Annotated in this window: 31 protein-coding genes; 23 read left to right on the top strand and 8 right to left on the bottom strand. The window is 68.0% G+C overall.

The genetic code is table 11. The features are described 5' to 3' along the window. Positions 1–51: 51 nt before the first annotated feature. Both FHT36_RS06060 and FHT36_RS06055 read right to left on the bottom strand, forming a co-directional pair. The gene (locus FHT36_RS06060) at positions 52–459 is read right to left on the bottom strand and encodes a response regulator (RefSeq protein ID WP_169121628.1); all 408 of its coding nucleotides are present in this window, start codon (positions 457–459) and stop codon (positions 52–54) included. A 24-nt stretch (positions 460–483) separates the two neighbouring features. Then, the gene (locus FHT36_RS06055) at positions 484–861 is read right to left on the bottom strand and encodes a response regulator (RefSeq protein ID WP_169121627.1); all 378 of its coding nucleotides are present in this window, start codon (positions 859–861) and stop codon (positions 484–486) included. 189 nt (positions 862–1,050) lie between these two features. Here FHT36_RS06055 and FHT36_RS06050 point away from each other — a divergent pair, with 189 nt between their 5' ends. Both FHT36_RS06050 and FHT36_RS06045 read left to right on the top strand, forming a co-directional pair. Continuing rightward, entirely contained in the window at positions 1,051–1,512 is a 462-nt protein-coding gene (locus tag FHT36_RS06050) for a type II 3-dehydroquinate dehydratase (RefSeq protein WP_169121626.1), read from the top strand. A 23-nt stretch (positions 1,513–1,535) separates the two neighbouring features. After that, a complete protein-coding gene (locus FHT36_RS06045; protein WP_169122183.1) occupies positions 1,536–2,471 on the top strand; it encodes a glyoxylate/hydroxypyruvate reductase A in 936 nt (311 codons plus the stop codon). On the opposite strand, the gene FHT36_RS06040 is transcribed toward FHT36_RS06045, so the two are convergent. Continuing rightward, positions 2,465–2,899, bottom strand: a complete 435-nt coding sequence (locus FHT36_RS06040) for a YciI family protein (protein WP_169121625.1) — start codon at positions 2,897–2,899, stop codon at positions 2,465–2,467. The two genes, FHT36_RS06045 and FHT36_RS06040, sit on opposite strands and share 7 nt — an antisense overlap. 167 nt (positions 2,900–3,066) lie before the next feature. On the opposite strand from FHT36_RS06040, the gene FHT36_RS06035 reads away from it, so the two are divergent. After that, entirely contained in the window at positions 3,067–3,555 is a 489-nt protein-coding gene (locus tag FHT36_RS06035; RefSeq protein ID WP_169121624.1) for a hypothetical protein, read from the top strand. 6 nt (positions 3,556–3,561) lie between these two features. Here FHT36_RS06035 and FHT36_RS06030 read toward each other — a convergent pair whose 3' ends face one another. Next, the gene (locus FHT36_RS06030) at positions 3,562–4,500 is read right to left on the bottom strand and encodes a LysR family transcriptional regulator (RefSeq protein ID WP_169121623.1); all 939 of its coding nucleotides are present in this window, start codon (positions 4,498–4,500) and stop codon (positions 3,562–3,564) included. Positions 4,501–4,726: 226 nt separating this feature from the next. Between FHT36_RS06030 and FHT36_RS06025 the strand changes: the two genes are divergently transcribed. The 7 genes from FHT36_RS06025 (at position 4,727) to FHT36_RS05995 (ending at position 11,408) form a co-directional block, all read left to right on the top strand. Continuing rightward, complete coding sequence (locus FHT36_RS06025; RefSeq protein WP_169121622.1) at positions 4,727–6,181, top strand: 4-hydroxyphenylacetate 3-hydroxylase family protein; 1,455 nt, start codon at positions 4,727–4,729, stop codon at positions 6,179–6,181. Then, positions 6,178–6,693: a flavin reductase family protein gene (locus FHT36_RS06020; protein WP_169121621.1), complete on the top strand. Its 516-nt coding sequence runs from the start codon at positions 6,178–6,180 to the stop codon at positions 6,691–6,693. The genes FHT36_RS06025 and FHT36_RS06020 overlap by 4 nt, the downstream gene beginning before the upstream one ends. Before the next feature lie 11 nt (positions 6,694–6,704). Beyond that, positions 6,705–7,124 (top strand): RidA family protein, encoded by a 420-nt coding sequence (locus FHT36_RS06015; protein ID WP_169121620.1) that lies wholly within the window; start codon positions 6,705–6,707, stop codon positions 7,122–7,124. A 229-nt stretch (positions 7,125–7,353) separates the two neighbouring features. Further along, entirely contained in the window at positions 7,354–8,385 is a 1,032-nt protein-coding gene (locus FHT36_RS06010; RefSeq protein ID WP_169121619.1) for a PotD/PotF family extracellular solute-binding protein, read from the top strand. A gap of 182 nt (positions 8,386–8,567) precedes the next feature. Next, positions 8,568–9,419: an ABC transporter permease gene (locus tag FHT36_RS06005; protein ID WP_169121618.1), complete on the top strand. Its 852-nt coding sequence runs from the start codon at positions 8,568–8,570 to the stop codon at positions 9,417–9,419. Continuing rightward, positions 9,419–10,261, top strand: a complete 843-nt coding sequence (locus tag FHT36_RS06000) for an ABC transporter permease (protein ID WP_169121617.1) — start codon at positions 9,419–9,421, stop codon at positions 10,259–10,261. The genes FHT36_RS06005 and FHT36_RS06000 overlap by 1 nt, the downstream gene beginning before the upstream one ends. Then, a complete protein-coding gene (locus tag FHT36_RS05995) occupies positions 10,251–11,408 on the top strand; it encodes an ABC transporter ATP-binding protein (RefSeq protein WP_169121616.1) in 1,158 nt (385 codons plus the stop codon). Before FHT36_RS06000 ends, FHT36_RS05995 begins: the two co-directional genes overlap by 11 nt. Before the next feature lie 40 nt (positions 11,409–11,448). Here the strand turns inward: FHT36_RS05995 and FHT36_RS05990 are convergent, their stop codons facing one another. Then, the gene (locus FHT36_RS05990; RefSeq protein ID WP_169121615.1) at positions 11,449–12,102 is read right to left on the bottom strand and encodes a DUF1028 domain-containing protein; all 654 of its coding nucleotides are present in this window, start codon (positions 12,100–12,102) and stop codon (positions 11,449–11,451) included. Positions 12,103–12,146: 44 nt separating this feature from the next. Here FHT36_RS05990 and argE point away from each other — a divergent pair, with 44 nt between their 5' ends. The 7 genes from argE (at position 12,147) to leuB (ending at position 18,527) form a co-directional block, all read left to right on the top strand. Beyond that, complete coding sequence (gene argE, locus FHT36_RS05985) at positions 12,147–13,319, top strand: acetylornithine deacetylase (RefSeq protein WP_169121614.1); 1,173 nt, start codon at positions 12,147–12,149, stop codon at positions 13,317–13,319. 11 nt (positions 13,320–13,330) lie between these two features. Continuing rightward, entirely contained in the window at positions 13,331–13,759 is a 429-nt protein-coding gene (locus FHT36_RS05980; RefSeq protein WP_407077060.1) for a GlcG/HbpS family heme-binding protein, read from the top strand. Positions 13,760–13,882: 123 nt separating this feature from the next. After that, on the top strand, positions 13,883–15,124 hold the full coding sequence (gene argJ, locus FHT36_RS05975; protein ID WP_169121612.1) for a bifunctional glutamate N-acetyltransferase/amino-acid acetyltransferase ArgJ: 1,242 nt from the start codon (positions 13,883–13,885) through the stop codon (positions 15,122–15,124). Next, a complete protein-coding gene (locus tag FHT36_RS05970) occupies positions 15,121–15,525 on the top strand; it encodes a (deoxy)nucleoside triphosphate pyrophosphohydrolase (protein WP_168462312.1) in 405 nt (134 codons plus the stop codon). The genes argJ and FHT36_RS05970 overlap by 4 nt, the downstream gene beginning before the upstream one ends. A gap of 19 nt (positions 15,526–15,544) precedes the next feature. Next, positions 15,545–16,399, top strand: coding sequence for a DMT family transporter (locus FHT36_RS05965; RefSeq protein ID WP_169121611.1), 855 nt, complete (start codon positions 15,545–15,547; stop codon positions 16,397–16,399). A 27-nt stretch (positions 16,400–16,426) separates the two neighbouring features. Then, complete coding sequence (locus FHT36_RS05960; protein ID WP_169121610.1) at positions 16,427–17,278, top strand: SDR family NAD(P)-dependent oxidoreductase; 852 nt, start codon at positions 16,427–16,429, stop codon at positions 17,276–17,278. Between the two features lie 136 nt (positions 17,279–17,414). Beyond that, positions 17,415–18,527 (top strand): 3-isopropylmalate dehydrogenase, encoded by a 1,113-nt coding sequence (leuB, locus tag FHT36_RS05955; protein ID WP_169121609.1) that lies wholly within the window; start codon positions 17,415–17,417, stop codon positions 18,525–18,527. A gap of 133 nt (positions 18,528–18,660) precedes the next feature. Here leuB and FHT36_RS05950 read toward each other — a convergent pair whose 3' ends face one another. Then, the gene (locus tag FHT36_RS05950) at positions 18,661–19,002 is read right to left on the bottom strand and encodes a rhodanese-like domain-containing protein (RefSeq protein ID WP_169121608.1); all 342 of its coding nucleotides are present in this window, start codon (positions 19,000–19,002) and stop codon (positions 18,661–18,663) included. 277 nt (positions 19,003–19,279) lie between these two features. On the opposite strand from FHT36_RS05950, the gene FHT36_RS05945 reads away from it, so the two are divergent. The 3 genes from FHT36_RS05945 (at position 19,280) to FHT36_RS05935 (ending at position 22,232) form a co-directional block, all read left to right on the top strand. Next, entirely contained in the window at positions 19,280–19,612 is a 333-nt protein-coding gene (locus FHT36_RS05945) for a glycine zipper domain-containing protein (protein ID WP_169121607.1), read from the top strand. Between the two features lie 147 nt (positions 19,613–19,759). Then, positions 19,760–20,737 (top strand): methylmalonyl Co-A mutase-associated GTPase MeaB, encoded by a 978-nt coding sequence (meaB, locus tag FHT36_RS05940; RefSeq protein ID WP_169121606.1) that lies wholly within the window; start codon positions 19,760–19,762, stop codon positions 20,735–20,737. A 124-nt stretch (positions 20,738–20,861) separates the two neighbouring features. Beyond that, positions 20,862–22,232 carry a cell wall hydrolase gene (locus tag FHT36_RS05935; RefSeq protein WP_246702065.1) on the top strand — a complete coding sequence of 457 codons (1,371 nt, stop codon included), beginning with the start codon at positions 20,862–20,864 and terminating at the stop codon, positions 22,230–22,232. Positions 22,233–22,416: 184 nt separating this feature from the next. Here the strand turns inward: FHT36_RS05935 and FHT36_RS05930 are convergent, their stop codons facing one another. Then, the gene (locus tag FHT36_RS05930; protein ID WP_169121605.1) at positions 22,417–23,034 is read right to left on the bottom strand and encodes a YqgE/AlgH family protein; all 618 of its coding nucleotides are present in this window, start codon (positions 23,032–23,034) and stop codon (positions 22,417–22,419) included. Between the two features lie 170 nt (positions 23,035–23,204). Between FHT36_RS05930 and FHT36_RS05925 the strand changes: the two genes are divergently transcribed. Both FHT36_RS05925 and FHT36_RS05920 read left to right on the top strand, forming a co-directional pair. After that, entirely contained in the window at positions 23,205–24,110 is a 906-nt protein-coding gene (locus tag FHT36_RS05925; RefSeq protein WP_169121604.1) for a protein-disulfide reductase DsbD domain-containing protein, read from the top strand. A 95-nt stretch (positions 24,111–24,205) separates the two neighbouring features. Continuing rightward, on the top strand, positions 24,206–24,691 hold the full coding sequence (locus FHT36_RS05920; protein WP_024277331.1) for a peroxiredoxin: 486 nt from the start codon (positions 24,206–24,208) through the stop codon (positions 24,689–24,691). Between the two features lie 91 nt (positions 24,692–24,782). On the opposite strand, the gene FHT36_RS05915 is transcribed toward FHT36_RS05920, so the two are convergent. Then, positions 24,783–24,989, bottom strand: coding sequence for a YdcH family protein (locus FHT36_RS05915; RefSeq protein ID WP_169121603.1), 207 nt, complete (start codon positions 24,987–24,989; stop codon positions 24,783–24,785). Between the two features lie 178 nt (positions 24,990–25,167). On the opposite strand from FHT36_RS05915, the gene FHT36_RS05910 reads away from it, so the two are divergent. Beyond that, complete coding sequence (locus tag FHT36_RS05910) at positions 25,168–25,347, top strand: YdcH family protein (protein WP_024277333.1); 180 nt, start codon at positions 25,168–25,170, stop codon at positions 25,345–25,347. Positions 25,348–25,447 lie beyond the last annotated feature (100 nt).

Below are 25,447 nucleotides of genomic sequence, written 5' to 3'. Positions count from 1 at the left end.
ACGGGCGGCCCTGGGCCGCCCGTTTTCGTTTCAGCACCGTAGCTGGTTGGATCAGCGCCCCTTGTCGCGCCGCGACTTCAGCCACTTGATGCGGTTGACGATCTGCTGGGGCTGGTAGGGCTTGTCCACGCCTGGCCCGTCTTCGCACAGATTGGTGGCGTGGGCGGCCGCCATGGCGGTGGAGCCGGCCAGGATCACGTCGATCTTCGGGTGCGCCTCGCGCAGCCACTGGGACAGGGCGAAGCCCTCGCGGTCGCCGGTGGCGGACGCATCGGCCAGCACCACTTCGACCCGCTCGGCTTCCACCTCAAGGATGATCTCGGCCTCGGCACCCGTCGCCGCTTCCAGCACCTCGTAGCCGCAGGTGCGCAGATATTCCGCGATCACGTGGCGCACGAGAATGTCGGACTCGACCACGAGCACGACGGGCGGGAGTTCGCTCGGACGGTTGTCGTTCATCAGTCGCCTTTCCTCGATCAGCGATTAGGAACCGGCTTTCCCCTGAAGCTGGGCCTGGATGATCTGCAGCACGCTCTCCACCCGGTAGGGCTTGGCGAGGAACGGCGCGACCACGGCTGCGACCGAACGGTCGAACTGGCCCGAGGTGAGGATTACCGGCAGATGCGGCCGCTCGGCCTTGAGCAGCAGGGCGAACTGGTAGCCGTCCAGCGCGCCCTCGGTATGCACGTCGGAGAACACCACATCCACATGCAGGCCGGCGATGATGGCCTCATGCGCCTCCTCGGCCGAGACTGCCTCGATCACCAGCAGTCCGGCGGAACGCAACTCCGAGGCCGTCACCATGCGCACGAGCGCGTCGTCCTCGACCAGCAGCACGGTGAGAGATACCGGCTCCGCCATCGGCTGGGCTTCCCCAAGTGTCATTTTTGTTGCCCACTCCAAGGTGCAGCTTGAAAACGCGGCGGCCGCGCTTCGGTTCCCCAATACGGTCGATCAAAAAAGCCGATCCGGCTCATTTCATCTTCCGATTGGCAGGATGCCCCTTCCGGCGCGACGTTTGCGGCCTCCTCTCGCAGCAGGACGACCCCCTTGGCCCTGACGATCTTCTTTCTCAACGGACCCAACGCCAACCTCTACGGCCTCGATCCCTCCGGCACCTACGGGCGCGAGAGCTTCCCGGCCATCCGCGAGCGCTGCCTCGCTTATGCGGCCGGACTTGGCGTGTCGCTGGACTTCCGCCAGTCCAACCACGAGGGCGAGATCGTGGACTGGATCCAGGAGGCGCGGCTGAAGGCGGATGCCATCGTCATCAACGCCGCCGGCCTCACCTATACGTCCATCGCCATCCTCGATGCCCTGCTCGCCTTCGACGGGCCGATCATCGAGACCCACATGAGCAACATCTGGAAGCGCGAACCCTTCCGGCACCATTCCTTCGTGTCGAAGGCCGCCACCGGCGTGGTAGCGGGGCTCGGTGCGCTGGGCTACGAGCTTGCCATCGGCGCCGCGGCGAAGCTCGCCGGCGAGCGCAAGGCGGAGGGTGGCAAGTGACGGGACGGGATTCGCGCGGGTCGATGGTGTTCTACAGCGCCTTCGACGACGCAGTGGAGTGGAAGTCCGCGCTTCAGGCGGCGATGCCCGGCCTCGATGTGCGGATCGCCGATGTCGCGACCGGTGCCGTGGACGGGGATCCCGCGGATGTGCGCTATGCTCTCGTCTGGAAGCCGCCGCAGGGGTTCTTCGCGCGCTTTCCCAATCTCGGGCTGGTCATCAATCTCGGCGCCGGCGTCGATGCGCTGGTGGCCCGGGATGACCTTCCCGACGTGCCGATCACCCGCCTGTCAGACCCGAACATGTCGCAGATGATGGCGTCCTTCGTCCTGTTCTGCGTGCTGCGCCATGCCCGCGAGATCCCGACCTTCGAGCGGGCGCAGCGGGAGGGGCGCTGGCACTATGTGCATCCGCGCACGGCGGGGGAGATCCGCGTCGGCGTGCTCGGGCTCGGCGAGCTCGGCTCCACGGCCGCGCTGGAGCTGGTGCGGCACGGCTTCGACGTGCGCGGCTGGTCGCGCTCGCCGAAGCAGCTCGAAGGCGTGAAGACCTTTAACGGTTCCGGCACGCTGCCGGGCTTTCTCGCCGAGGCGGACATCCTCGTGGTCATGCTTCCGCTCACCGGCGAGACGCGCCATCTCCTCGACGCCGAGCGCCTCGCTCTACTGCCGAAGGGAGCGAAGTTCATCAACGTCGCCCGCGGGCCGGTGGTGGACGAAGCGGCGCTGATCGCGGCGCTGCGCTCCGGCGCCATTTCCGAGGCCACCCTCGACGTGTTCGAGGTGGAGCCTTTGCCGCCTGAAAGCCCGCTCTGGGGCATGGAGAACGTGCTGGTGACGCCGCACCTCGCCTCCATCGCCATCCCCGCCAGCGCCTCCGCCCAGATCGCGGAAAACATCCGCAGGGTGGAGGCGGGCGAAGAGGTGCAGAACCGGGTGGACCCGGCGCGGGGCTACTGAGCCCCGTCGCGTCCGGCGAGAATGTCCCGCGCCCGCTCGTGGGGTGCCAGCGATTGCTCGGTGGCGGCATCGCCGAAATCCTCCATCTCGTAGAGGGGGCGGATCTCGATCTCGCTCGGGCCGGGCATGGGGTTGGGGCAGCGCTTCACCCAGGCGACCGCCTCCTCCATGTCCTTGACCTCCCACAGCCAGTAGCCGGCGATCAGCTCCTTGGTCTCGGCGAAGGGGCCGTCCATGACGATGCGGGAGGCTCCGTCGAAGCCGACGCACTTGCCCAGCTTGGAGGGTTTCAGCCCGGCGCCGTCGCGCATGATGCCGGCCTTGGCCAGTTCCTCGTTGAACCGGCCCATGGCCTCCAGCAGTTCGGGGGAGGGCATCAGCCCGGCTTCACTGTCTGCGGTCGCCTTCACGATCACCATCACGCGCATGTCGCTCTCCCTCTGAGGCGGATCGGCTCGATGCTATAAGGACGGTGGACGAACGCCGCCCCCGACACGATGCGGGCAAATTTAACGGGTGAATTGCAGGGTGTCTGGCTGCGGCCGGGCTCCGGCGTGCCGGTTGGGCGTGGCGGGCAGATGCTCAGGGGAATGACATGCGTTTCTGGGGAATCGCGATCGTGGCGGCGGCGGTCATGGCCGCGGGGGCAGCCGAGGCGGGCAAGCAGACCAACACCCAGTTCCGCGCGTTCGGCCAGTGGAAGGTCGAGACCGTGCTGGACGACGGCAAGTTCTTCCTGTGCCGGGGCGTCACCAAGACGTCCGGCGGCATTGTCGGCTTGCTCTATTATCCGAACGGCAAGTGGGCCATCGCCTTCCCGGACCTGAGCCTCAAGCCGGGCAGTAAGGTCTCCGGATCGCTGGAGATCGGCAAGGCGTCGCAGCCGGTCGAGTTGGTCGCCAGCCAGCCGGGCGTGCGCGAGCGCGTGTTCATCACGGATGACGTGCTCAATGCCCTGCGGCAGGGCGGCCGCGTCTCGCTCAAGATCGCCGGCAAGTCCTTCGACTGGGACATGACCGATGCCGGCCAGGCCATCGGCGCGGTGCAGGATTGCTGGACCGCCGGCAAGAAGATCGGCGGCTGAGGCGGCCTAGTCCATGTCTGGCGCGATCGAGCCCGGCGCGAACATGCCGCCGGGCGAGAAGGCGTCGGCGAGGAAGCGGGCGAACACCTCCACCGCCGGCCGCATGGGCTGTCGGCGCAGGGACAGGCGCATGACGCGCACCGGCGCCAGTTGCTCCTTCAGCGGCCGCACGGCCACCCGGCTGCCGTCATAGGCCATGGTGGTGCGCGGCGAGGCATTGTGCAGCGTGTAGCCGCGCTTCTGGCCGACGAGGCCGCGGATCAGCTCGTAGGAGCGTGAGCGGTACGCGATGCGCGGGGTGATGCCGCAGGACTCGAACAGCGAGAAGAAATAGTCGCGCGTGTGGGGCAGGTCGTAGAGCAGGAAGGGCTCGTCGGCCACGTCCCGCAGCGAGACCACGGGCTTGCGCGCCAAAGGATGGTCGGCGGCGAGCACGAGGAGCGGCGGCAGGTCGATGAGGAGTTCGCCGGAAAAATCCTCCGGCACCGCATAGCCATAGGACACCGCGATCTCGAGCCGGCCGGAGAGGATGCCGTCGAAGATCTCCTTCTGGTCGCCTTCCTCCAGCTTCACCGTGATGCCGGGCTGCACCTCCGCGAAGCGGGCCAGCAAAGCGGGCATGAAGCGCGGCGCGATGGTGAGGAAGCAGCCGAGCGAAATCTCGCCCCTCAGGGTGTCGCCCAGCGCCTGTGCGCTCTGGGCGAAATCGCGCGCATGGGCGAGGAGATGCCGGGCCTCGTTCACATAACGCTGGCCGGCGGGCGTCAGCGAGATGCCGCGCGCATGATGGCGGATGAACAGCGGGATGCGCAGCTCCGCCTCGGTCTGGGCGATGGCGGCGGAGATCGATGGCTGGGAGACGTTGAGCTGGCGCGCGGCTTCCGTAACGTTGCCGAGATCGGCGGCCGCCACGACATATTTGAGCGCCCTGAGCGACACGTTCATGTCGCCCGTCCCCTGCAGGCGGGGGCGTAGCAAAGGCGCGGGCGCGGGAGATTGCCGGCAGGGTTCGGCTCGGTCACAGGCGGGGCTCCGGTGAGCCGCCAGTGTCGCGCATTGATCTGGATCAGAAAAGCCAATCTTTTCGCCAAAGATAAAATATTTTATCGATCCCGCGGTCTCGCCCACTCTTGCTCCAATCGTGGGCATGACCAATTCGGGAGCAGGCGTGATGATCAGGACCGGTGCCGCGTACAAGGAAGGCCTGCGCGACGGCCGCGAGATCTGGATCGACGGCGAGCGCGTGGCTGACGTCACCACCCATCCCGCCTTCAAGCCCATCGTCGACATCAAGGCGCGCATGTACGACCTCCATCACGAGGAGGCGACCGCTCCGGCGCTGACCTACGTGGAGGAGAATGCGGTGCATTCCGTCTTCCACCAGCCGCCCACCGAGACCGCGCACTGGGACGCCAAGCGCAAGGGCGTCGATATCCTGCTGAAGGACGTGGGCGGCGTCGTCACCCGCGTCGGCGACGAGACCATCGGCGAAATGTGGTCGCTGCAGGACGGCCGCGACATGCTGGCGGCGATCGATCCACGCTTCGCCGCCAACATCGACAACCACATCCGCCGCGTGGTGGAGGAAGACCCCTTCCACGTCTCCGCCAACACCGATCCCAAGGGCGACCGCTCCCGCCACATCTCCGAGCGCGACCCGGACATGATGGTGCATGTCACCAAGGAGACGGACGCTGGCATCATCATCCGCGGTGCCAAGTACGAGACCGCCGCCGCCTATGCGGACCAGGCCTATCTGAAGCCCACCGTGGGCGCCTGGACGGACGAGAAGGAAAGCGATTACGCACTGGGCTGCATCGTGAAGATGGGCGCGCCGGGCGTGAAGCACATCTGCCGCTCCTCCTTCGCCGGCCGCAGTAACCCGAAGGACTATCCCCTCGCCAATCGTTATGACGAGGTGGATACGCTGGTGGTGTTCGACGACGTTCTGATCCCCTGGGAAGACGTCTTCTTCTATCGCTACACCAAGGCGGCCCAGTTCGTGCGCGGCACGCTGCACCGCTACTCGGCCTATCCTTACGTGCTGCGCCTCCTCTATGTCGCCGACATGATGATCGGCGCGGCGCTGTGGAACGCCAAGCAGACCGGCCTCGACAAGCTTCAGTCGGTGCAGGAGAAGCTGGCGGATCTCGCGGTGTACCGGGAGGGCATCAACGCCCACCTCACCGCCTCCATCGCGCTGGCCGAGAAGAGCCCGGCGGGCCTGCTGATGCCCAACCAGTCCATCCTCTATGCCGGTCGCGTGCTCGCCTGCTCGCAGCTGCCGACCATGATGCATGCCACCCGCGAGCTGATCGGCGGGCAGATCTGCGTGACGCCCAACGTCGCCGCCTTCGAGGCGGAGGGCACGGCCGAGTGGCTGAAGAAGTTCTACACGCTCAACGACAATTGGGAGTCCGAGGACCGGCGCAAACTGCTCGCCTTCGCCCGCGATCTCGTCTCCTCCGACTATGCCGGCCACCGCCTCGCCTTCGTGCAGTTCGCGCAGGCGCCGCACTTCAACCACCTCGCGGCGGTCTACAAGAGCTTCGATTTCTCCGGGCCCCTCGACTTCGTGCGCAAGACCGCGGGTCTTTCGGACAATGTCAAAGGTTCGCTGAAATGAGCGCGGCTGCCGAAATCTCGCCGGTGGATGCGGGCCTGTTCCGCGAGGCCATGCGGCGCATGGCGTCGGGTGTCGCGGTGATTGCCACCGACGGCTCTGCGGGGCGGGCGGGGCTCACCGTCTCCTCGCTGGCCTCGCTGTGCATGGAGCCGCCTTCGGTCATCCTCTGCATCCACGAGCAGAGCAATGCGCTCAAGGTGATCGAGGCCAACGGCGTTTTCGTCGCCAATGTGCTGGCGCATCACCAGTCGCACGTGTCCGACACCTTCGCCGGGCAGGTGCCGCAGTTTCGCGACGACAAATTCGCCTGCGCGGAGTGGCGGGCGGCGCAGAGCGGCGCGCCGGTGCTCGACGGCGCGCTCATGAGCTTCGATTGCCGCCTCGCCACCCATCACGCCTACGGCACCCACCGCATCGTCGTCGGTGCGGTCACCGCCGTCCACGGCCTCGAGGACGAGGCCGAGCCGCTGCTCTATGCCAACCGCGCCTACCGGCGCCTGACCGCTGCATGAGGCCCAGAACCGTGCCGACCCATACCCGCATCCGCCCCTTCAACACGAAGGACGCCTATCCCGAGCAGAAGCTCGACAATGACGTGTGCATGGCGGTGCGCGCCGGCAACACCGTCTATCTGCGTGGCCAGACGGCCATGGATCTCGACGGCAACATCGTCGGCGTGGGCGATGCCGCGGCGCAGACCGAGAACGCCATGGCCTGCGCCAAGGTGCTGCTGGAAGAGGCCGGCGCCAAGCTCGAGGACATCGTCAAGATCGTCATCTACATCACCGACCGGGCCTATCGCGAGCCGGTCTATCGCGTGGTGGGCCAGTGGCTGAAGGGCGTGTTCCCGGTCTCCACCGGCATCATCGTGCAGGGCCTCGCCAAGCCCGAATATCTGATGGAAATCGACATCATCGCCGAGATCCCGGCCGAGCGCGCCTGAGGCCCCCGCGCGCAACGGCGGCGCCGCCGCGCTCCATTTTCCTCGCGCCGCAACTGGCGCGGGGAATATTTGCGTTGCCCCGACAAAATATTGATTTTCAAAATAAAAATCGGCTCGTGGAGGCATTTTTTGCTTCCATCGTCATCCGAATTACGTAGATTTACGTATCGGCGACCTTCGCGGTCACACGAAAATAAACCGCCAGAAGGCGGATCCAGAGGAGAGACGGATGAACGGCAAGATCGTTGCCCTCGGGCTCGCGCTGGCCGCCTTCGTGGCGGGCCCGGCGAGCGCGGCGGAAAAACTGGTGGTGAGCACGTGGGGCGGCAGCTTCCGCGACCTCATCGCGGAGGCCATCGCTTCGAAGTTCACCAAGGATACCGGCGTCGAGGTGGAGTACATCACCGGCGGCACCATCGACCGGCTGAACAAGGCGAAGCTCGCCAAGGGGTCGCCGGAGAGCGACATCACCTTCACCACCGCCCATGTGGGCTGGCTCTACGCCAATGACGACCTGTTCGAGACCCTCGACCTCTCGAAGATGCCGAATGCGTCGAAGCTGGTGCCGCAGGCCAAGGTGAGCCCCTATCACATCGGTGCCTGGGCCTATGTCTACACCATCGGCTACCGGCCGGACCTGACGCCCAAGAACATCAATTTCTCCTCCTGGGCGGACCTGTGGAATCCCGAGCTGAAGGGGATGCTGGCGGCGCCTGATTTCGACCCCAGCCACATCATCGCCGTCTCGGCCCTGCTGGCGGGCGGCTCGCCGGCGGACTGGCAGAAGGGCGAGCAGAAGCTCCTGGCGCTGAAGCCCAATTTCAAGGCCTTCTACACCAACGACGCCAACTCGCAGCAGCTTATCGCCACCGGCGAGACGCCGGTGCAGATCATGCTGTCCATGAATGCCTACTACATGATCGCGCAGGGCGTCCCGATCAAGCTCGTCATCCCGAAGGAGGGCGGCGTGCTGGGCATCGACACCATGGCCATCATGAAGGGCTCCAAGAACCGCGAGCTGGCGGAGAAGTTCATCAACACCGCGCTCGATCCCGAGGTGCAGGGCAAGATCGCCGAGCTGAAGAAGGGATCGCCCACCGTGCTCGGCGCCAAGGTGAGCCCGGAAACGGCGAAGCTTCCCGGCGTCTTCACCACTGCCGAGCAGTGGGACAAGGAGACCATCATCATCGACCACAAGCTCCGCGCGGAGAAGACCGCCGAGTGGCGCAAGTGGTTCTCGGAAAACATGATCGCCAAGTGATCGACAGCTGATCGACGGGTGAGGCGGACAACCGCTTCCGTTAGACTGCCCTGACCCGGAAGCGGCTCCGTAGCGCGGCGGGCAGGGAAGATGGATCCCCTGTCATCTTCCCTGCCTCCGCCGGTGCCTGGCCGCCCGTTTCGACCGGTCTCGATCCGGACCGCAAACCAAGAGCGAGAGCTGTGAACAAGCGCCCCTTCCTCGCCCTGTTCGTCGCCCCCGCGACGCTGGCGGCCATCGCCTCCGCGGCGGCGCTCGCGGCGATCCTGCAATATGCCTTCCGCGCCTACGTGCCGGGCTCGCTCAATCCCGGCGGGCTGACGCTGGACAATTTCTTCGCGCTGCTGCGCCCGCTCTATGCGCAGGTGTTCATCCAGACCGTGTGGATCTGCCTGCTCACCGCGCTCATCACTTTGGTGGTGGCCTATCCGCTCGCCTACGCGCTGGTGCGGACGCGGAACGTGGCGCTGAAATCCTTCCTGCTGATTACCGCCGTCACGCCCCTCTTCCTCGGCGAGGTGGTGCGCACCTATTCGTGGATCATCGTGCTGGGCAATACCGGCTTCATCAATTCAGTGCTGAAGGGCCTGGGGCTCATCGACCGGCCGATACAGATGATGTTCACGACGTTCGGCGTGGTCACCGCCCTCGTCCATGTGACGCTGCCGGTGATGGTCATCATGCTGTCGGCCGCGCTCTCGCACATCGACCGCGACTATGAGAAGGCCGCGACCTCCCTCGGCGCCGGGCCGGTTAAGGCGTTTCTCACGGTGACGCTGCCCCTTTCCATGCCTGGCGTGGTGGCGGGCGTCTCCACCGCCTTCGCCTGGACGTTTTCCGCCTTCGCCACGCCGCAGATGATCGGCGGCGGCAAGGTGAGCATGATCTCGACGCTGGTCTACCAGCTCGGCTTCGCCTCCTTCAATTTCCCCTTCGCGGCGGCCCTCTCCGTCACCGGCCTCGCGCTCACCTTCGCGGTGCTCGCCATGGCGAAACAGGCCATCAAGCCGCTGGAAAAGATCGGAGCCCACTGATGTCTGCTCCGCGCAAGCGTCTCATCTCCGCCAAAGCCGGTGAGCGGATTCTCGCCATCGCCGGCTGGAGCGCGGTGTGGCTGGTGGTGGCCTTCATCATCCTGCCGGCGGTGGTGGTGGGAATCTCCGCCTTCAACGACCGCGCCATCCTCTCCTTCCCGCCGCAGGCCTGGTCCACGCGGTGGTTCGCGCGGGCCTTCTCCTACCGGGACTTCTCCGAGGGCTTTCGCAACGGCCTCATCATCACCGCCTTCGCCTCGTCCATCGCGCTGGTGGTGGGCGCCGGTTTCGCCTTTGCGCTGGACCGCTACAGCTTCCGGGGCAAGATGGCGCTGGAGGCGGTGCTGACGTCGCCGCTGGTGATCCCGCATTTCACCATCGGTCTCGGCTTCCTCATCCTCGCGGCGCAGATCCACGCGACGCGCACCTTCGCCCTCGTCATCGTCTGCCATGTGGTGCTTGTGCTGCCCTTCGTGATGCGGTCGGTCTATGTGTCGCTGCGCAATCTCGACAGCCGGCTGGAACTGGCCGCCGCGAGCCTCGGGGCCCGGCCCGGACGGGCGCTGTTCACCGTCACGCTGCCCTTGCTGATCCCCGGCCTGTTCTCGGGCTGGCTGTTCGCGGCCATCCTGTCCTTCAACGAGTTCACCGCCTCGCTCTTCGTCACCGCCCAGGCGACGCAGACGCTGCCGGTGGCCATGTACAATTACGTCCGCGAATATGCCGATCCGACGCTCGCGGCGCTGTCCGTCATCTACATCGTGGTCACGGCGCTGGTTCTCACCATCGCCAACGCCTTCCTTGGCCTCGGAAAGGTTCTGAACGTTGAGCATGTCCGCTGAACGCATCGATCCCCGGGAGCCCGTCTCCCCCGCCGTCTCCGCGCCCGCCGCGGACGCTGCCGCGCGCGTTGCCGGCGTCCAGATCGACGGCGTCACCAAGCGCTTCGGCGATGCCACCGCCTTGCATGAGGCATGGCTGAAGATCGCCGACGGCGAGTTCATGACCCTGCTCGGCCCCTCCGGCTGTGGCAAGACCACGCTGCTCAACCTCATCGCCGGGTTTCTCGAAGCCGATGGCGGCGAGATCTTCGTCGGCGGACGGCTGATGACCGAGACCGCGCCCTATGATCGCGAGATCGGCGTCGTCTTCCAGAACTACGCCCTGTTCCCGCACATGAACGTGGCGAAGAACGTGGGCTATGGCCTCAGGATGCGCGGCGTGGCGAAGCGCGAGATCGACACGCGCGTCGCCGAGGCGCTGGCGCTGGTGAAGCTCGACGGATTCGGCGAGCGCAAGCCGCGCCAGCTTTCCGGCGGCCAGCAGCAGCGCGTGGCCCTGGCCCGTGCGCTGGTGATCCGGCCCAAGGTGCTGCTGCTGGACGAGCCGTTCTCCGCCCTGGACAAGAATTTGCGCGGCGCCATGCAGGTGGAGCTGAAGGAAATCCAGCGCCGGCTGGGTGTCACCACCATCTTCGTCACCCACGACCAGAGCGAGGCGCTGTCCATGTCGGACCGCATCGCCGTCATGTCGCAGGGCCGCATCCGCCAGGTGGGCACGCCGGACGAGATTTATCGCCGTCCGCTCGACCCGTTCGTCGCGTCCTTCGTCGGCGATGTGAACGTGCTGCCGGGCCGGCTGGAGCGGCGCATCGGCGAGACCGCGACGGTGCTGATCGCCGAAGGGCGGCTCAGCGTCAGCGCGGATACGCTGGAGGGGATTGCCCCCGGCGCCGCCGTGGACCTGTTCGTTCGGCCCGATGCGGTGCGCATCGCGGAAGGGGAGGGGCTGGTCTCCGGCACGGTGGCGACCCACGTCTATCAGGGCTCGCACGTGGACGTTCTGGTGGATGTCGCTGCCGCGCGCGGTGGCCGCGTCACGGTTCGCGTGCCGGGGCACGGTGCCTCGACGCGCTGGCCCGTTGGCACCCGCGTCTCGCTCGATTTCTCGCCCGCCGATGCGGTGGCGTTCGCGTCTGATGTCTCCTGATGCGGTGGCGCGCCGGTTGTCCGACGCGCCGGGTTCGCCCTCAGAAGGCCGGGGCGGAGGAAGGGTTGCGTGCGCGGCTCTCGAAGGCCGGCTGCTCCACGGCATAGCGATCCCACAGGCTGCGCAGCGCGCCGATGGGGTCCTCGTGCCAGTCGACGCGCAGGTCCACCACGGGCCAGTCGTAGGTGCGCGCCACATGGAGGCCCGCCGCATGCTCGTCCCCTGTTTCACCGCCCGCGGCCAATCCGGCCTCCAGCCCGCGCATGAGGCGCTCGGCCAGGGGCAGGCCCTCGCCGGTGAGAAAGGCATCGCGCATGGCCTTGGGGACGCCGTCGTTTACCAGCAGGTTTCCAAGCGCGATGCAGCCGGGCCCTTCGGCCGCCGCCGCGATGGGCAGGGCCTCGGCCCCCGAATGCCATGCCACCTGCCCGTAACGGTCGATGACGCTTGCCTGCCGGAAGGCGGGCTCCGGCGTGCCTGCCAGCAGCGTGGACAGCACGCCCCCGGCGCCGAGCCCCTGCCGCAGCAAAGCAAGGCCGGCCGGGCCGAGGGCCGGGTCGGTGACGTTCTGCGTCGTCACGAGGCCGAGCGGGCTCACCCACGCGCAGCGGCTGGCAACGCAGATGCTGGACGAGGTGATGGCGATGCCGAAGGCGCCCGTATCGGGGCAGCGGGCGGCGATGGAATAGGTCATTCCCGTCTCCTTTTCGGTGATTTTCTAGATATGACGGCCTGAAGATGCAAGTATCTACGGAAGAAATACTTGAAAAAATCATCTCCGTTCCTTCGGTGACGGATACGGAGAATGGCGAGATCGTCGCGCGCATCGCCGAGATCGCCGTGCCGTTCGCCCGCGTGCGCCATCTGCTCAATGCGGCCGGGGACCGCACCGCTCTGCTCCTCTCCATCGGCCCCGAAGAGCGGCCGGGCGTCGTGCTCTCCGCCCATACGGACGTGGTGGCCGTGGAGGGCCAGCCCTGGACCAGCGATCCCTTCATCCTGACCGCGCGGGGAGATCGCCTCTACGGGCGCGGCACCTCGGACATGAAGGGCTTCGTCGCCTGCGTGCTTGCCGCGCTGCCCGCCTTCGCCGCCGCTGCGCTGGAGACGCCGGTGCATGTGGCGCTGTCCTATGACGAGGAGATCGGCTGCAAGGGCGTGGGCGATCTCGTGGCGCTGCTGGCCGCCCTTCCGACGCCGCCGCTCCTGTGCATCGTCGGCGAGCCGACGGGCATGAAGGTGAAGCGCGCCCACAAGGGCAAGACCGGCTGGCGCGTCACCGCCACCGGCCGCACGGGGCATTCCGCCCTGCCGCACCGCGCGGCGAATGCGGTGACCGCACTCGCCCGTCTCGCCGCCCGCCTCGCTGACCTTGCCGACGATCTGCGCGACGGGGCGCGGGACGAGGCCTTCGATCCGCCCTATGCGACGCTGCATATCGGCTCGCTGCATGGCGGCGGGGCGTTGAACGTGGTGCCGGACAAAGCGGTGATGGAATTCGAGCTGCGCAGCATTCCGGGCGCCGACACCCCCACCATTCTGCGCCGCATCGAGGCGCTGGTGGCGGAGGCGCGCGCCGCCCTCAAGGCCGAGGCGGAGGAGGCGGATCTGGTGGTGGAGGAGCTCTCCTCCTATCCTGCCCTCGCCACGGCGGCCGGCAGTGCCGAGGCCGCCGCGGTGGCGCGCCTGTGCGGCGACAACGGGCCGCCCGGCACCATCGCCTTCGGCACCGAGGCGGGGCTTTATTCCGAAGCCGGTATTCCCACTCTGGTGTGCGGTCCCGGCGACATCGCCCGCGCCCACAAGGCCGACGAATGGGTGGGGCGGGATGAGCTGGCCCAATGCGACGCCATGCTGGCCCGCCTCGCCGAACTGCTGCGCCGTCCCGCCGCCGACTGGATCACCCCCTGAAAGGAGCCATGATGACCGAGCAGAAGCCGCTGACCCGTCCCGCCGCGAAGCTCACCCATGCCGGCGCCCTGGTCGCGCTCGCCGCCGCCGTGGCGCGGGCGGAGGAGATGGGCGTGCCGCAGAACATCTCCATCGTGGATGACGGGGGCAACCTCCTCGCCTTCGTGCGCATGGACGGGGCGAAGCTGCTGTCGCGGGAGACCTCCCTCTCCAAGGCCATCAGCGCCGCCTCCCACCGCCAGCCCACGAGCCGGCTCGATCCGGCGCTGGAGCTGAAGCTGGCCATCGCCGCGGGTGGCCGGCTCACCAATCTGGAAGGCGGCTTCCCCATCATCATCGATGGCGTGTGCGTCGGCGGGATCGGTGTCGGGTCCGGCAAGGGAAGCGAGGACGTGGACGTGGCCAAGGCGGCGCTTGCAGCTCTCGGCGCGCAGATCTGAGGCGGCGAAGGGCTCGGCCGGTGCCGGCTTCTTTGCCGGCACCGCTGCGGATGCGGTCGCCAGCGCCCTTGCCTATCGGCTGAAGCTGCGGCACAGGTTGCGCGCCATCAACGGGGACTGCCCATGTCGACCACCGTGTCTCCCCTCGCGCCGAAGTCCGTGCCCGAGCTCAAGCCTGTGCCGGGCGTCACCTTCACCACGGTGGCTGCGGGCATCCGATACAAGGGCCGCACCGACGTTCTGGCCATGGCGTTCGAGCCGGGCACGACGGTGGCGGGCGTCACCACCCGCTCGCTCTGCCCCTCCGCCCCGGTGGAATGGTGCCGGGAGCTGCTGAAGAAGGGCAAGGCGCGGGCGCTGGTGGTGAATTCCGGCAATGCCAACGCCTTCACCGGCCTGAAGGGCCGCGAGGCGACCAGCCTGACCGCCGACCTCGCCGCCCAGGCGTTCGGCTGCAAGCCCACGGAGGTGTTCCTCGCCTCCACCGGCGTCATCGGCGAGCCGCTGGACGCCAACAAGTTCGAGGCGGCGCTGACGGAGGCCGCGGGTCAATTGGTCGATTGGCCGTGGCTCGATGCCGCGCGCGCCATCATGACCACCGACACCTTCCCCAAGCTCGCCACTGCCACCGTGCTGCTGGGCGACGTGCCGGTGACCATCAACGGCATCGCCAAGGGCGCGGGCATGATCGCCCCCGACATGGCGACCATGCTCTCCTTCGTCTTCACCGACGCGCCGATTGCCGCCGACGTGCTGCAGAAGCTGCTCTCCAAGGGCGTGAAGACCACCTTCAACGCCGTCACCATCGACGGCGACACCTCCACCTCCGACACGCTCCTCCTGTTCGCCACCGGCACCGCCAAGGAGCGTGGCGCCAAGACGGTGAAGAACATCGACGATCCCGCGCTGAAGGCCTTCAAGCGCGCGCTCATCGAGCTGCTCGCCGACCTCGCCGAGCAGGTGGCCCGCGACGGCGAGGGCGCCCGCAAGCTGGTGCGCATCACCGTGACGGGGGCCGTCTCCAACAAGTCGGCGCGGCGCATCGCCATGTCCATCGCCAATTCGCCGCTGGTGAAGACGGCAGTGGCCGGCGAGGATGCCAACTGGGGCCGCGTGGTGATGGCGGTGGGCAAGGCCGGCGAACCCGCCGACCGCGACCTGCTCTCCATCTCCTTCGGCGACATCCGCGTCGCCCATGAGGGCGCCCGCGATCCCGATTATGACGAGACCGCCGTCTCCGACTACATGAAGAACGACGTGATCGACCTCACCGTCGACCTCGGCCTGGGGCGCGGCACCGACCGGGTGCTTACCTGCGACCTCACCAAGGAATACGTGGCGATCAACGGGGATTATCGCTCGTGAAGATCACCCTTGTCGCCGCTTGCGCTCTCATTGACGGCGACGGCCGCGTGCTGGTGGCGCAGCGGCCGGAGGGCAAGGCGCTGGCGGGCCTCTGGGAGTTTCCCGGCGGCAAGGTCGAGCCTGGCGAGCGGCCGGAGGAAACGCTCATCCGTGAATTGCAGGAAGAGCTGGGGATCACGGTGAAGGAGGCGTGCCTCGCGCCCCTCACCTTCGCCAGCTATCCCTACGAGACCTTCCACCTCCTGATGCCGCTCTGGATCTGCCGCCGCTGGGAGGGCGTGATCCAGAAGAAGGAGCATCAGGCCCTGCAATGGCTGCGGCCCGGGCGCCTGCGCGACATTCCCATGCCGCCCGCCGACGAACCGCTGATTCCCGCGCTGATCGACCTCCTCGGCCCCTGACTGCCCCATGTCTTCCGGCATGTCTTCCGTAACGGCGACCCGCATCGGCTTCCTCGCCATCCTGCTGTGGGCGACGCTCGCCTTCTTCACGGCTGCGACGGGAAAGGTGCCGCCCTTCCTCCTCACGGCGCTCACCTTCGGCATCGGCGGGGCGGTGGGGCTGGGCGCGGCGCTGGCCGGGCCGGGGCTCGGCGTGCTCAGGCAGCGGCCGCTGGCCTATCTCCACGGCGTTGGCGGGTTGTTCGGCTACCACTTCCTCTATTTCACCGCCCTGAAGCTGGCGCCGGCGGCCGAGGCGGGGCTGATCGCCTATCTCTGGCCGCTGCTGATCGTGCTGCTCTCCGCCTTCCTGCCCGGTGGCGGGCTGCGGCGGGTGCATGTGATCGGCGCGCTCATGGGCTTTACCGGCACCGTGGTGCTGCTGGCGGGCAAAGGCGGCTTCTCCGGCATCGAGATGCGCTTCCTGCCGGGCTATCTCGCGGCCTTCGCCTGCGCCTTCATCTGGTCGTCCTATTCGGTCGCCTCGCGCCATTTCGCCGATGTGCCGACGCAGGCGGTGGCCGGCTTCTGCCTCGCCACGGCGGTGCTGGCCGCCCTCTGTCACATCGCGTGGGAGGACACGGTGTGGCCCGCCTCGGCGGGGGAGTGGACTGCGGTGGCGCTGCTCGGCATCGGTCCGGTGGGGCTCGCCTTCTACACCTGGGACATCGGCATGAAGCGGGGCGACGTGCGCCTTCTGGGCGTCGCTTCCTATGCGGCGCCGGTGCTCTCCACGCTGCTGCTCGTTGCGACCGGCTTTTCGGCGCCGTCCCTCTCGCTGGCGGTGGCCTGCGCGCTCATTGTCGGCGGAGCCTTCGTCGCCACCCGGCGTTGAACGCGCGAACCTGAACGGAGACCCGCCATGACCCATCCCGCGCTGTCTTCCGGGGCTGTCGCCGTCATCACCGGCGGCGCGTCCGGCATCGGCCTTGCCGCAGCGGAAAAGCTCGCCGCGCGCGGGCTGAAGGTGGCCATCGCCGACCTGCCCGGCGAAAAGCTCGATGTCGCCGCGGCGCAGGTGGTCGCCGTGGCGACGGGCGGGGCCGGCGACGTTCTCGCCGTCGCCACGGATGTGAGCAGGCCCGAGGATCTGGAGCGGCTGGAGGATATTGTCGCCGGGCGCTTCGGCGGCACCGACATCCTCATGAACAATGCCGGCGTGCAGCCCGGCAGCGCCATTTTCGGGCCCTTCGCCAACTGGGAAAAGGTGCTGGGGGTCAACCTCATGGGCATCATCCACGGCAGCCGGGCATTCGGGCCGAAGATGATCGCGCGGGGGCGGCCGGGCCTGATCGTCAACACCGGCTCGAAGCAGGGCATCACCACCCCGCCGGGCGATCCGGCCTACAACGTGTCCAAGGCCGGGGTGAAGGCATTCACCGAGGCGCTGGAACACGAATTGCGCAGCACGCCGGACTGCCAGGTCTCGGCGCGGCTGTTCATTCCCGGCTTCGTCTTCACTCCGCTGGCGGCAGGCGGGCGGACCGAGAAGCCGGCAGGCGCCTGGACCGCTGCGCAGACCGTGGACTTCCTGCTGGAGAAGCTGGAGGCCGGGGATTTCTACATTCTCTGCCCGGACAATGACGTGCCCCGCGCGCTGGACGAGAAGCGCATCGCCTGGGCGGCCGGCGACATCATCGAGAACCGCCCGCCGCTGTCGCGCTGGCACAAGGACTATGCGGAGGCCTTCGCGGCCTTCGTGAAAGGGGTCTGAATACCGCGGGCAGGCGTGTTCCTCCTTGCCATCGGCCCGGCGAGGCCCTAGCACTCCGCGCCGAGCCGCCGCCCTCAGGGCGGCCTGAAAAACGGCGCGATGCCGCAGCGTAAATCAAGACCCGAGGAAACTACCCATGGCCACCCACAAGCTCCTCCTTCTCGCCGGCGACGGCATCGGCCCGGAAGTCATGGCCGAGGTGAAACGGGTGGCTCAGTGGCTGGAGCAGGCGGGCCTCGCCTCCTTCGCCATCGAGGAGGATCTGGTCGGCGGCTGCGCCTACGATGCCCATGGCGTGGCCATCTCCGAGGCGGCCATGGTGCGCGCCAAGGGCGCCGACGCCATCCTGCTCGGCGCGGTGGGCGGCCCCAAGTGGGCCGACGTGCCCTATGAGGCGCGCCCCGAGGCGGGCCTCCTGCGCCTGCGCAAGGATCTCCAGCTGTTCGCCAATCTGCGCCCCGCCATCTGCTACCCGGCGCTGGCGGATGCCTCTTCGCTCAAGCGCGAGGTGGTGGAAGGCCTCGACCTCCTCATCGTGCGCGAGCTGACCGGCGGCGTCTATTTCGGCGAGCCCAAGACCATCACCGACCTCGGCAACGGCCAGAAGCGCGCCATCGACACGCAGGTCTATGACACCTACGAGATCGAGCGCATCGCCGCCGTGGCGTTCGAGCTGGCCCGCACGCGCCGCAACAAGGTGACCTCCGCCGAGAAGCACAACGTGATGCGCTCCGGCGTGCTCTGGAAGCAGGTGGTGACCGACCTCCACGCCCGTGCCTACAAGGACGTGGAGCTGGAGCATGCACTGGCGGATTCGCTGGCCATGCAGCTGGTGCGCTGGCCCAAGCAGTATGACGTGATCGTCACCGACAACCTGTTCGGCGACATCCTCTCCGATCTCGCGGCCATGGCGACCGGCTCGCTCGGCATGCTGCCCTCCGCCTCGCTGGGCGCGGTGGATGCGGCGACCGGCAAGCGCGCGGCGCTCTACGAGCCGGTTCACGGCTCCGCCCCCGACATCGCCGGCAAGGGCATCGCCAACCCCATCGCCATGATCGGCTCGCTGGCCATGGCGCTGCGCTATTCGTTCAACGAGGGCGCGGTGGCGGATCGCATCGAGCAGGCCATTGCGGGCGTGCTCGCCTCCGGCAAGCGGACCGGCGACATCGCCGCGCCGGGCATGGAGACCATCGGCACCGAGGCGATGGGCAAGGCCATCATCGCCGAACTCGACGCCGCGACCGCCTGAGCGGCCGCGCTGCCGTTATGACCATCGGCCCCTCCGGCGCGACCGGAGGGGGATCGGCGAGAATAGGCGCCATGCGCCACGCCGAACGAAAGGTGCTCCGGTCTGGCCGGAGCACCCCTAGGGCGCCCGTGCCTCAGCCGCGCTCGACGTCGAAGCCGGCCTCGCGCCAGCCGATGATGCCGCCCTTCATGTGCTCCTCATAGGCAAGGCCCGCCTTCTGCGCCGCCGCGGCGGCCTGCTGCGAGCGCTGGCCCGAGCGGCAGGAGAAGACGAGGCGCTTGCCGGCCGGATCCGGAAGGGCGTCGGGATTCCACGTGCTCAGCGGGAAATTGACCGCGCCGGGAATGCGCTCGGCCTGAATCTCGTTCGGCTCCCGCACGTCCACGAGAAGGATGCTGCCATCGGCGAGTCCCTGACGGACCTCCGACGGGGAGAGGTGGCTGATGGTCCCGCCGAAGGGGTTGCGTTCACTCATTGACCTGTCCTGAACACGAAGCTGTGAGCCGGTTTGTCCCGGGGGCGCGAGCCTGCACCGGAGCGCCTTGCTGATGCAAGAGGTGTTCCCTTGTCGGCGTAGGGACCCGCAACGGAAGTGGGTCTTTACGGCGCAGCTTGCCCGGTTCAGAACCATGAACGAAGCTGCACGATGCCCGAACAGCCCGCTCATCTGGCGTTCATGTGGCCTTTGCTAGATCAGGTGCCATCGCAGCACGCCGCGGGTTTGATGCCCGGCGGATGCGGAAAGGATCAAGATGTCGACCCGTAATGCCGCCATCGGCGCTTTCACCGCCTTCACCCTGGCCGCCGCCGTCCTCGCCGGTTCGGCCGTCACTGCCAGCGCCCAGAACAACACGGTGGGCGGTGCGCTCATCGGCGGTACGGCCGGCGCGCTGATCGGCGGCGCGGTGACGGGCAATGCGGGTGGCGTCGCGGCCGGCGCCATCATCGGCGGCACCACCGGCGCCATCATCGGCAACCAGCAGGATCAGCGCCGCGCCTATTACTTCTGGGGCAATAACGGCCGCTGCTACCTGCGCCAGACCAACGGCAACGTGGTCAAGGTGTCGCGCGGCTACTGCGGCTGACCCTCGATTTTCAGGACTGTTGATCGGTTCCGTTCCCCCGCACGGATCCGATCAGTGGGAGAGGCGCCGGCTTTTGCCGGCGCCTTTTTCCGTTGGCGCGCAAACGCGGTGAGTTGCCTCCCTCACTGCGGCAGCTAGATTGGCGCAATGCCGCCCGAGCCCGCTTCCGCCGACGCCCCAGACCGCCCGCGCACCTCCCCTGTGCCCGATCTCGCCACCCTGGCCGCCGGGGGCAAACGCGCCGTCGCCCGCGCGCTGGCGCTGGTGGAGACGGCCCGAGGCAAGCCTGACCTCGTGGCGCTGCTCGATGCCGCGGCCCGCGCCGGCAAGGCCGAGGTGCTGGGCCTCACCGGCCCGCCCGGGGTGGGCAAATCGACCCTGACCAACGCATTGGTCCGCCGCGCCCGCGCGGCCGGGCGCACCGTGGCCGTGCTGGCGGTGGACCCGTCGTCGCGTCGCACCGGCGGCGCGCTGCTCGGCGACCGGGCCCGCATGAAGACCGATCCCGACGACCGCGGCGTGTTCGTGCGCTCCATGGCGGCTCGCGACCGGCTCGGCGGGCTTTCGGATGATTCGGTCGCCGCCGTGGTGCTGCTGCGCGCGGTCTATGATCTGGTGATCGTCGAGACCGTGGGCGTCGGCCAGTCGGAGGCCGATATCTCCCTCGTCGCCGACACGGTGGTGCTGTGCATCCAGCCGGCCTCGGGGGACAGCCTTCAGTTCATGAAGGCGGGCGTGATGGAACTGCCCGACATCATCGTCGTCACCAAGGCGGATATGGCCGAAGTCGCCCGACGCGCCGCCTCCGAGGTGGCCGGGGCGTTGTCGCTCGCCGGCTCCGCTTCGGTTGGCTGGACCGTGCCGGTCATCCGCCTGTCGGCGGCGACCGGGGAGGGGCTCGACGCCTTCGAAGCGGCGGTCGCGGCGCATGGCGCCTTTCTCGACACGGAAAGCCGCCGCGCGACGCAGCGTTCTGCGCAGGAAGACAAGTGGGTGGAGGAGGCGGTGCGCGTCCGCTTCGGCACCCATGGCCTTGCGCGGGCACGCAAATTCCAGCTGCGGGGGCAGGGGCCGTTTGCCCGCGAAGCGGAGCTTGCGCTGAAATTAACCTCCAGGCAAGACTGATCGGACAATGCTCTTGCGTGTCGCCGGCCGGCAACGGTCCGGCGCCCTATTGGGGACATGAAGTCTCGGCAAGGGCTGGCGTATGGGAATTTGTCGGGATCGATGGCCGAGGGCCGGTCGGGCTTTGTCGCCGCTTCTCGTCGCCACCGCCTTCATCGTCGCAACGCCTTGCGGGGCGGGGGCTGACGACGTATCGGGCCGGGCGCCGAAAGGCCTGACGGCCGGTTCAGGGCTCGGCCTCTGGTCGGGCTCCGCGCGGGCGCTGAAGCTCGCCACGCTCGATCTGCCGCAGCCGGTCGGTACCGGCCTGCCGGAGGTTCCGAAGGAGGCGATGGCCGACGCTGCGAAGCCGGCGCGCCGTGTTGTCGCACCCGGCACCATCGTCACCGCCTCCCTCGCTCCCGTCTCCGATGAGGGCACCCGGGCCGCGGCTGCCGCCGCAGTGGCCGGCCAGCCGGTGCTGGATGTCGCGCGCGGGGAGATCGGCATCGCCGAGCCGTCGGACCTCGTTGCCCCCGCGCTTGCCTCATCCGCAGCGCCATCATCCGATGCGAGCGCTGCCAGCACGGCCGATGACGACGCCTTTGCCTTCCCGCCCCCGCTGGTGCTCTCGGAGCATGAGCAGGTCGAGCCGCCGACCCACCGGGACATGTCCGGTGCCTATGTGGAGCTGGCGCTCGATATCCTTCTGGAGCTGCCCCTCATCCAGGACGCTGCGCGGGTTGCTGCAGCAGAGGACGTTCCTGCGGAAGTGGAGCTGGCGCGTCGGGCCGCCGAGACGCTGGCGCGGGAGGCGCAGCCTGACGAATCCCTGAACGAGTTCGGCGGCAGAACCGCGCTTGTGCGCCCGGTGCCGCATCAGGACCCGGTGGCGGTGTTCAGCCGCGATCCGGTGCTGTTTCCGGCCCTGGCCTTCCAGTATGCCGCTTTGGCCGAGCACGGCTATGTGCCGCATCCCGCCCCCCACGCCGAGGGCGAAGCCAATCTCGTGTCACTGGACAGCACGGTGGAGCTGGAGACGCCGCCCAGCGACGGCATCTGGCCCTCGCCCGCCCAGCGTCTGGAGCTCGGCGGCGAGAAGCTGGCGCGGGCGCAGAAGTGCCTCGCGGAAGCCATCTATTTCGAGAGCCGCGGCGAGCCCAAGCGCGGCCAGATCGCGGTGGCGCAGGTCATCGTGAACCGGGTGTTCTCCGGCTATTACCCTAACGACGTGTGCGGCGCGGTCTATCAGAACGCCCACAGGCACCTCGCCTGCCAGTTCACCTTTGCCTGCGACGACGTGCCGGACGTGGTGCGCGAGCCGGACATGTGGGTGCAGGCCAAGGAAATCGCCGCCGATATGCTGGACGGAAAGCTGTGGCTCGCGTCCATCGGACGGGCCACGCACTACCACGCCTATTGGGTGCATCCGAGCTGGGTGCGGGAAATGCGCAAGCTGGACAAGATCGGCGTGCACACCTTCTACCGCCCGCGCCGCTGGGGCGACAGCTACTGAGGAGCCGGCCCGCGGCTCAAGCCCGCGCGGCGCCTGAGCGGAGCAACGTCCCAACCCCGCGCGGCGCCTGAGCGAAGCAACGTCCCAACCCCGCGCGGCGCCTGAGCGAAGCAACGTCCCAACCCCGCGCGGCGCCTGAGCGAAGCAACGTCCCAGCCCGCGCGGCGCCAGAGCGGAGCAACGCTCAGGCGTGCCCGGCGTCGCTGGAGAGCATGCCCGGGACGATGCCGAGCTTGCGCAGGGCGCTGTCGTATTTCGTCTCCACCCCGGCGCCGAAGATCAGGTCCGGATCGGCCGGGCAATTCAACCAGCCATTGGCCTGGATCTCCGTCTCGAGCTGGCCCGGCGCCCAGCCGGCATAGCCCAGCGCCAGCACCGCGCTGCGCGGTCCGCGCCCGCCGGCTATGGCTTTGAGGATGTCCAGCGTCGCGGTGAGGCAGATGCCGTCGTCGATGGTTAGCGTGGAGTTCTCGACGAAATAGTCCGCCGAATGCAGTACGAAGCCGCGTCCCGTCTCCACCGGCCCGCCGCGCAGCACTTTGACGGTGCCCGCGCTCTTCGGCAGCAGGATGCGCTCGGAGGCGGGAACCACGTCCAGCTGGACGAGGAGGTCGGTGAAGTCGATGTGGCTTGCCGGCTGGTTCACCACGATGCCCATGGCTCCTTCCGGAGAGTGGGCGCACATGTAGACGAGGGTGCGGGCGAACTGCTCGTCGCGCATGGTCGGCATGGCGATGAGCATCTGCCCATCGAGGAAACCCGATCCCCCGCCTTCGATCGTTTGGTTCTGGCTCGCAGTCATGGAGAAAGGGTACCGCCGTTCGGCCGTCTTGGAAATGCGGATTGCGTTGCAGGTAGCGCCGAGGCCCTGCCGAAAGGCCGCGAGTCCCGCGGCGGGTCACACGCTTGTGCACGCGATTGGTGAGGCAAAGGGCTTTGCGCCGAAGCCGCGAGCGGGTACCCGATAGGCCCATGACATCGACCCCTCAGCGCGCCCTCGGCGCTCGGCCGGCGGTCCGGCCCGCCTTCGTTTTGTCGTCCCGTGGCGTGTTGGCCCGTGCACTCCTCGCCGGCGCCATGCTTGCCGCTTTCTCGCCGGCCTCATGGGCTGCGAGCGCGCCTCCGGTGAAGGTGCCGGGCGCGGATGTGGTCCTGATGGCGGGCGCGGTCTCCGGCACGACGGCGGATGCGGGCATCGAGCTGAAGCTCGCCCCCGGCTGGAAGACCTACTGGCGCTATCCCGGCGACAGCGGTGTGCCGCCGACGCTGGACTGGAGCGGTTCGGAGAACGTCGCCCGGGTGGAGATGGAATGGCCGGCGCCCAAGCGCTTCGCCGATGGGGGCGGGGGCTTTTCCATCGGCTACAAGGGCGCGGTCCTGTTCCCCCTGAAGGTGGAGCTGAAGGACAAGGACAAGCCGGCCCGGCTTTCTCTCGCGTTCGATTTCGCCGTGTGCGAGGCGCTGTGCATGCCCGCCCGCGCCGACCTCTCCATCGCGCTTGGCGGCGACGCCGGCGCCGAGGGTGCCCGCATTTCGGCGGCCCGTGCGGCCCTGCCGGTGGAACGCCCGCTGGGGGTTGCCGAGCCGACCTCGGTGCAGAAGGTCGAACTGGACGCCAGCGCCACGCCGCCGCGTCTCGTCATCGAGGTGAAGGCACAAAATCCCAAGGCCGATCTGTTCGCCGAGGGGCCGGATCGCTGGGCCTTGCCGCTGCCGCAGAAGACCATGCTGCCGGACGGCGCCGCCCGGTTCGAGCTGCCCCTCGACGGCATTCCCGCCGGCACCGATCCCTCCGGGACGCCGCTCACGCTGACCCTCGTGGACGGCCCGAAGGCGATCGTGACAACGGTGCCTGTTCCGAAGCTGCCGCCGCGCTGAGCTGGGCCGATCCGGCCCGCAGCCAGCGCTTTTCTCCCGGTCAAAAGCCCGTATTGTCGGCGCGGGCGCGAACGCCCAAGACTGTGGAGAAGACGATGCCCATTTCGGTCGGCGACAAACTGCCCAACGCCACCTTCCGTGTTCCCACCGAGGACGGCCCCGTGCCGAAGACCACCGACGAGATCTTCAAGGGCAAGAAGGTGGTGCTGTTCGCGGTGCCGGGTGCCTTCACCCCCACCTGCCACAAGAACCACCTGCCGGGCTATGTGCACGAGGCCGATGCCATCAAGGCCAAGGGCGTGGACGCCATCGCCGTGGTGTCGGTGAACGACCCCTTCGTCATGGGCGCCTGGGAAAAGGCCTCCGGCTCCGACGGCAAGATCGTGTTCCTGGCGGACCCCGACGCGTCCTTCGCGGCCGCGCTCGACCTCACCTTCGATGGCTCGGCCGCCGGCCTCGGCGTGCGCTCCAAGCGCTATTCGATGGTGGTCGAGGACGGCGTGGTGAAGACGCTCAACGTGGAGGACGTGCCCTCCAAGGCCGACGCCTCTGGCGCCACCGCGCTGCTCGCCCAGCTCTGATCCTTCGTTCTGACTGACGGATGCCGGGCACGCCCGGCCTCCGCGCCTTGGCCCCCTCCTCAGGAGGGCCGGCCTCGCGCCCGCCCCACGCTCAGGCGATGATGTCGGGGAACAGTTCGTCCTCGATCTGGCCGATGCGGTCCTTCAGCTGCAGCTTGCGCTTCTTGAGCCGCTGGATCTGCAGGATGTCCGCTCCCGACACGCTGGTGAGCGCCTCGATCGCCGCATCGAGATCCCGATGCTCCTGCTTCAGGCGTTCCAGGTGGACCTTGAGATCCCGTTCCTCGTCGCTCGTCATGCCCGGTCCTGTCACCGGCGCGCAGGTCCGCCGCCCGCTCGCCCCCAGTTGGAATGACTATGGCACGGGTATGCCGCGCCGCAAGATGGGAGGTCGACGGAGGTGGCGGAAAGGCGGTCGACTCTTCGTCGGCTCCGTGACAGACTGATGTCGTGTTGCAGACAGGGAGTGGCTAAGAATGTCCATCCAGTCGCACCTTCAGGAACTGAAGCGGCGTCACGCGGCCATCGAGCAGGAGCTCAACCGCGAAATGAACAGCCCCGCCTCGGATCCTCTTCGTGTCGCAGAGCTGAAGCGCAAGAAGCTGGTTCTCAAGGACCAGATGTCGAAGCTGAATCCGACTTCCACCGTACATTGATGGCCTGAGAGATGTGCTCGCCGCCTGCGTGATGCAGGGCGACGCGCACCTCTTTGCGTCCTGTGAGACGAGCGGCGCAAAGTGTCGTTCCGCGCGAACG

The sequence above is a fragment of the Xanthobacter sp. SG618 genome, from assembly GCF_012932745.1.
Lineage (GTDB): Bacteria > Pseudomonadota > Alphaproteobacteria > Rhizobiales > Xanthobacteraceae > Xanthobacter > Xanthobacter flavus.
The sequence above is the reverse complement of the archived record's forward strand: the minus strand, read 5'-3'. Positions and strand labels throughout refer to the sequence as shown.

What these genes read in the sequence shown, in the direction of transcription:
- FHT36_RS06060 (WP_169121628.1), bottom strand. Translation starts at nt 459, where the DNA reads ATGAACGACAACCGTCCGAGCGAACTCCCGCCCGTCGTGCTCGTGGTC.
- FHT36_RS06055 (WP_169121627.1), bottom strand. Translation starts at nt 861, where the DNA reads ATGGCGGAGCCGGTATCTCTCACCGTGCTGCTGGTCGAGGACGACGCG.
- FHT36_RS06045 (WP_169122183.1), top strand. Translation starts at nt 1,536, where the DNA reads ATGGTGTTCTACAGCGCCTTCGACGACGCAGTGGAGTGGAAGTCCGCG.
- FHT36_RS06040 (WP_169121625.1), bottom strand. Translation starts at nt 2,899, where the DNA reads ATGCGCGTGATGGTGATCGTGAAGGCGACCGCAGACAGTGAAGCCGGG.
- FHT36_RS06035 (WP_169121624.1), top strand. Translation starts at nt 3,067, where the DNA reads ATGCGTTTCTGGGGAATCGCGATCGTGGCGGCGGCGGTCATGGCCGCG.
- FHT36_RS06030 (WP_169121623.1), bottom strand. Translation starts at nt 4,500, where the DNA reads ATGAACGTGTCGCTCAGGGCGCTCAAATATGTCGTGGCGGCCGCCGAT.
- FHT36_RS06025 (WP_169121622.1), top strand. Translation starts at nt 4,727, where the DNA reads ATGATCAGGACCGGTGCCGCGTACAAGGAAGGCCTGCGCGACGGCCGC.
- FHT36_RS06020 (WP_169121621.1), top strand. Translation starts at nt 6,178, where the DNA reads ATGAGCGCGGCTGCCGAAATCTCGCCGGTGGATGCGGGCCTGTTCCGC.
- FHT36_RS06010 (WP_169121619.1), top strand. Translation starts at nt 7,354, where the DNA reads ATGAACGGCAAGATCGTTGCCCTCGGGCTCGCGCTGGCCGCCTTCGTG.
- FHT36_RS06000 (WP_169121617.1), top strand. Translation starts at nt 9,419, where the DNA reads ATGTCTGCTCCGCGCAAGCGTCTCATCTCCGCCAAAGCCGGTGAGCGG.
- FHT36_RS05995 (WP_169121616.1), top strand. Translation starts at nt 10,251, where the DNA reads ATGTCCGCTGAACGCATCGATCCCCGGGAGCCCGTCTCCCCCGCCGTC.
- FHT36_RS05990 (WP_169121615.1), bottom strand. Translation starts at nt 12,102, where the DNA reads ATGACCTATTCCATCGCCGCCCGCTGCCCCGATACGGGCGCCTTCGGC.
- argE (WP_169121614.1), top strand. Translation starts at nt 12,147, where the DNA reads ATGCAAGTATCTACGGAAGAAATACTTGAAAAAATCATCTCCGTTCCT.
- FHT36_RS05980 (WP_407077060.1), top strand. Translation starts at nt 13,331, where the DNA reads ATGACCGAGCAGAAGCCGCTGACCCGTCCCGCCGCGAAGCTCACCCAT.
- argJ (WP_169121612.1), top strand. Translation starts at nt 13,883, where the DNA reads ATGTCGACCACCGTGTCTCCCCTCGCGCCGAAGTCCGTGCCCGAGCTC.
- FHT36_RS05965 (WP_169121611.1), top strand. Translation starts at nt 15,545, where the DNA reads ATGTCTTCCGTAACGGCGACCCGCATCGGCTTCCTCGCCATCCTGCTG.
- FHT36_RS05960 (WP_169121610.1), top strand. Translation starts at nt 16,427, where the DNA reads ATGACCCATCCCGCGCTGTCTTCCGGGGCTGTCGCCGTCATCACCGGC.
- leuB (WP_169121609.1), top strand. Translation starts at nt 17,415, where the DNA reads ATGGCCACCCACAAGCTCCTCCTTCTCGCCGGCGACGGCATCGGCCCG.
- FHT36_RS05950 (WP_169121608.1), bottom strand. Translation starts at nt 19,002, where the DNA reads ATGAGTGAACGCAACCCCTTCGGCGGGACCATCAGCCACCTCTCCCCG.
- FHT36_RS05945 (WP_169121607.1), top strand. Translation starts at nt 19,280, where the DNA reads ATGTCGACCCGTAATGCCGCCATCGGCGCTTTCACCGCCTTCACCCTG.
- meaB (WP_169121606.1), top strand. Translation starts at nt 19,760, where the DNA reads ATGCCGCCCGAGCCCGCTTCCGCCGACGCCCCAGACCGCCCGCGCACC.
- FHT36_RS05930 (WP_169121605.1), bottom strand. Translation starts at nt 23,034, where the DNA reads ATGACTGCGAGCCAGAACCAAACGATCGAAGGCGGGGGATCGGGTTTC.
- FHT36_RS05925 (WP_169121604.1), top strand. Translation starts at nt 23,205, where the DNA reads ATGACATCGACCCCTCAGCGCGCCCTCGGCGCTCGGCCGGCGGTCCGG.
- FHT36_RS05920 (WP_024277331.1), top strand. Translation starts at nt 24,206, where the DNA reads ATGCCCATTTCGGTCGGCGACAAACTGCCCAACGCCACCTTCCGTGTT.
- FHT36_RS05915 (WP_169121603.1), bottom strand. Translation starts at nt 24,989, where the DNA reads ATGACGAGCGACGAGGAACGGGATCTCAAGGTCCACCTGGAACGCCTG.
- FHT36_RS05910 (WP_024277333.1), top strand. Translation starts at nt 25,168, where the DNA reads ATGTCCATCCAGTCGCACCTTCAGGAACTGAAGCGGCGTCACGCGGCC.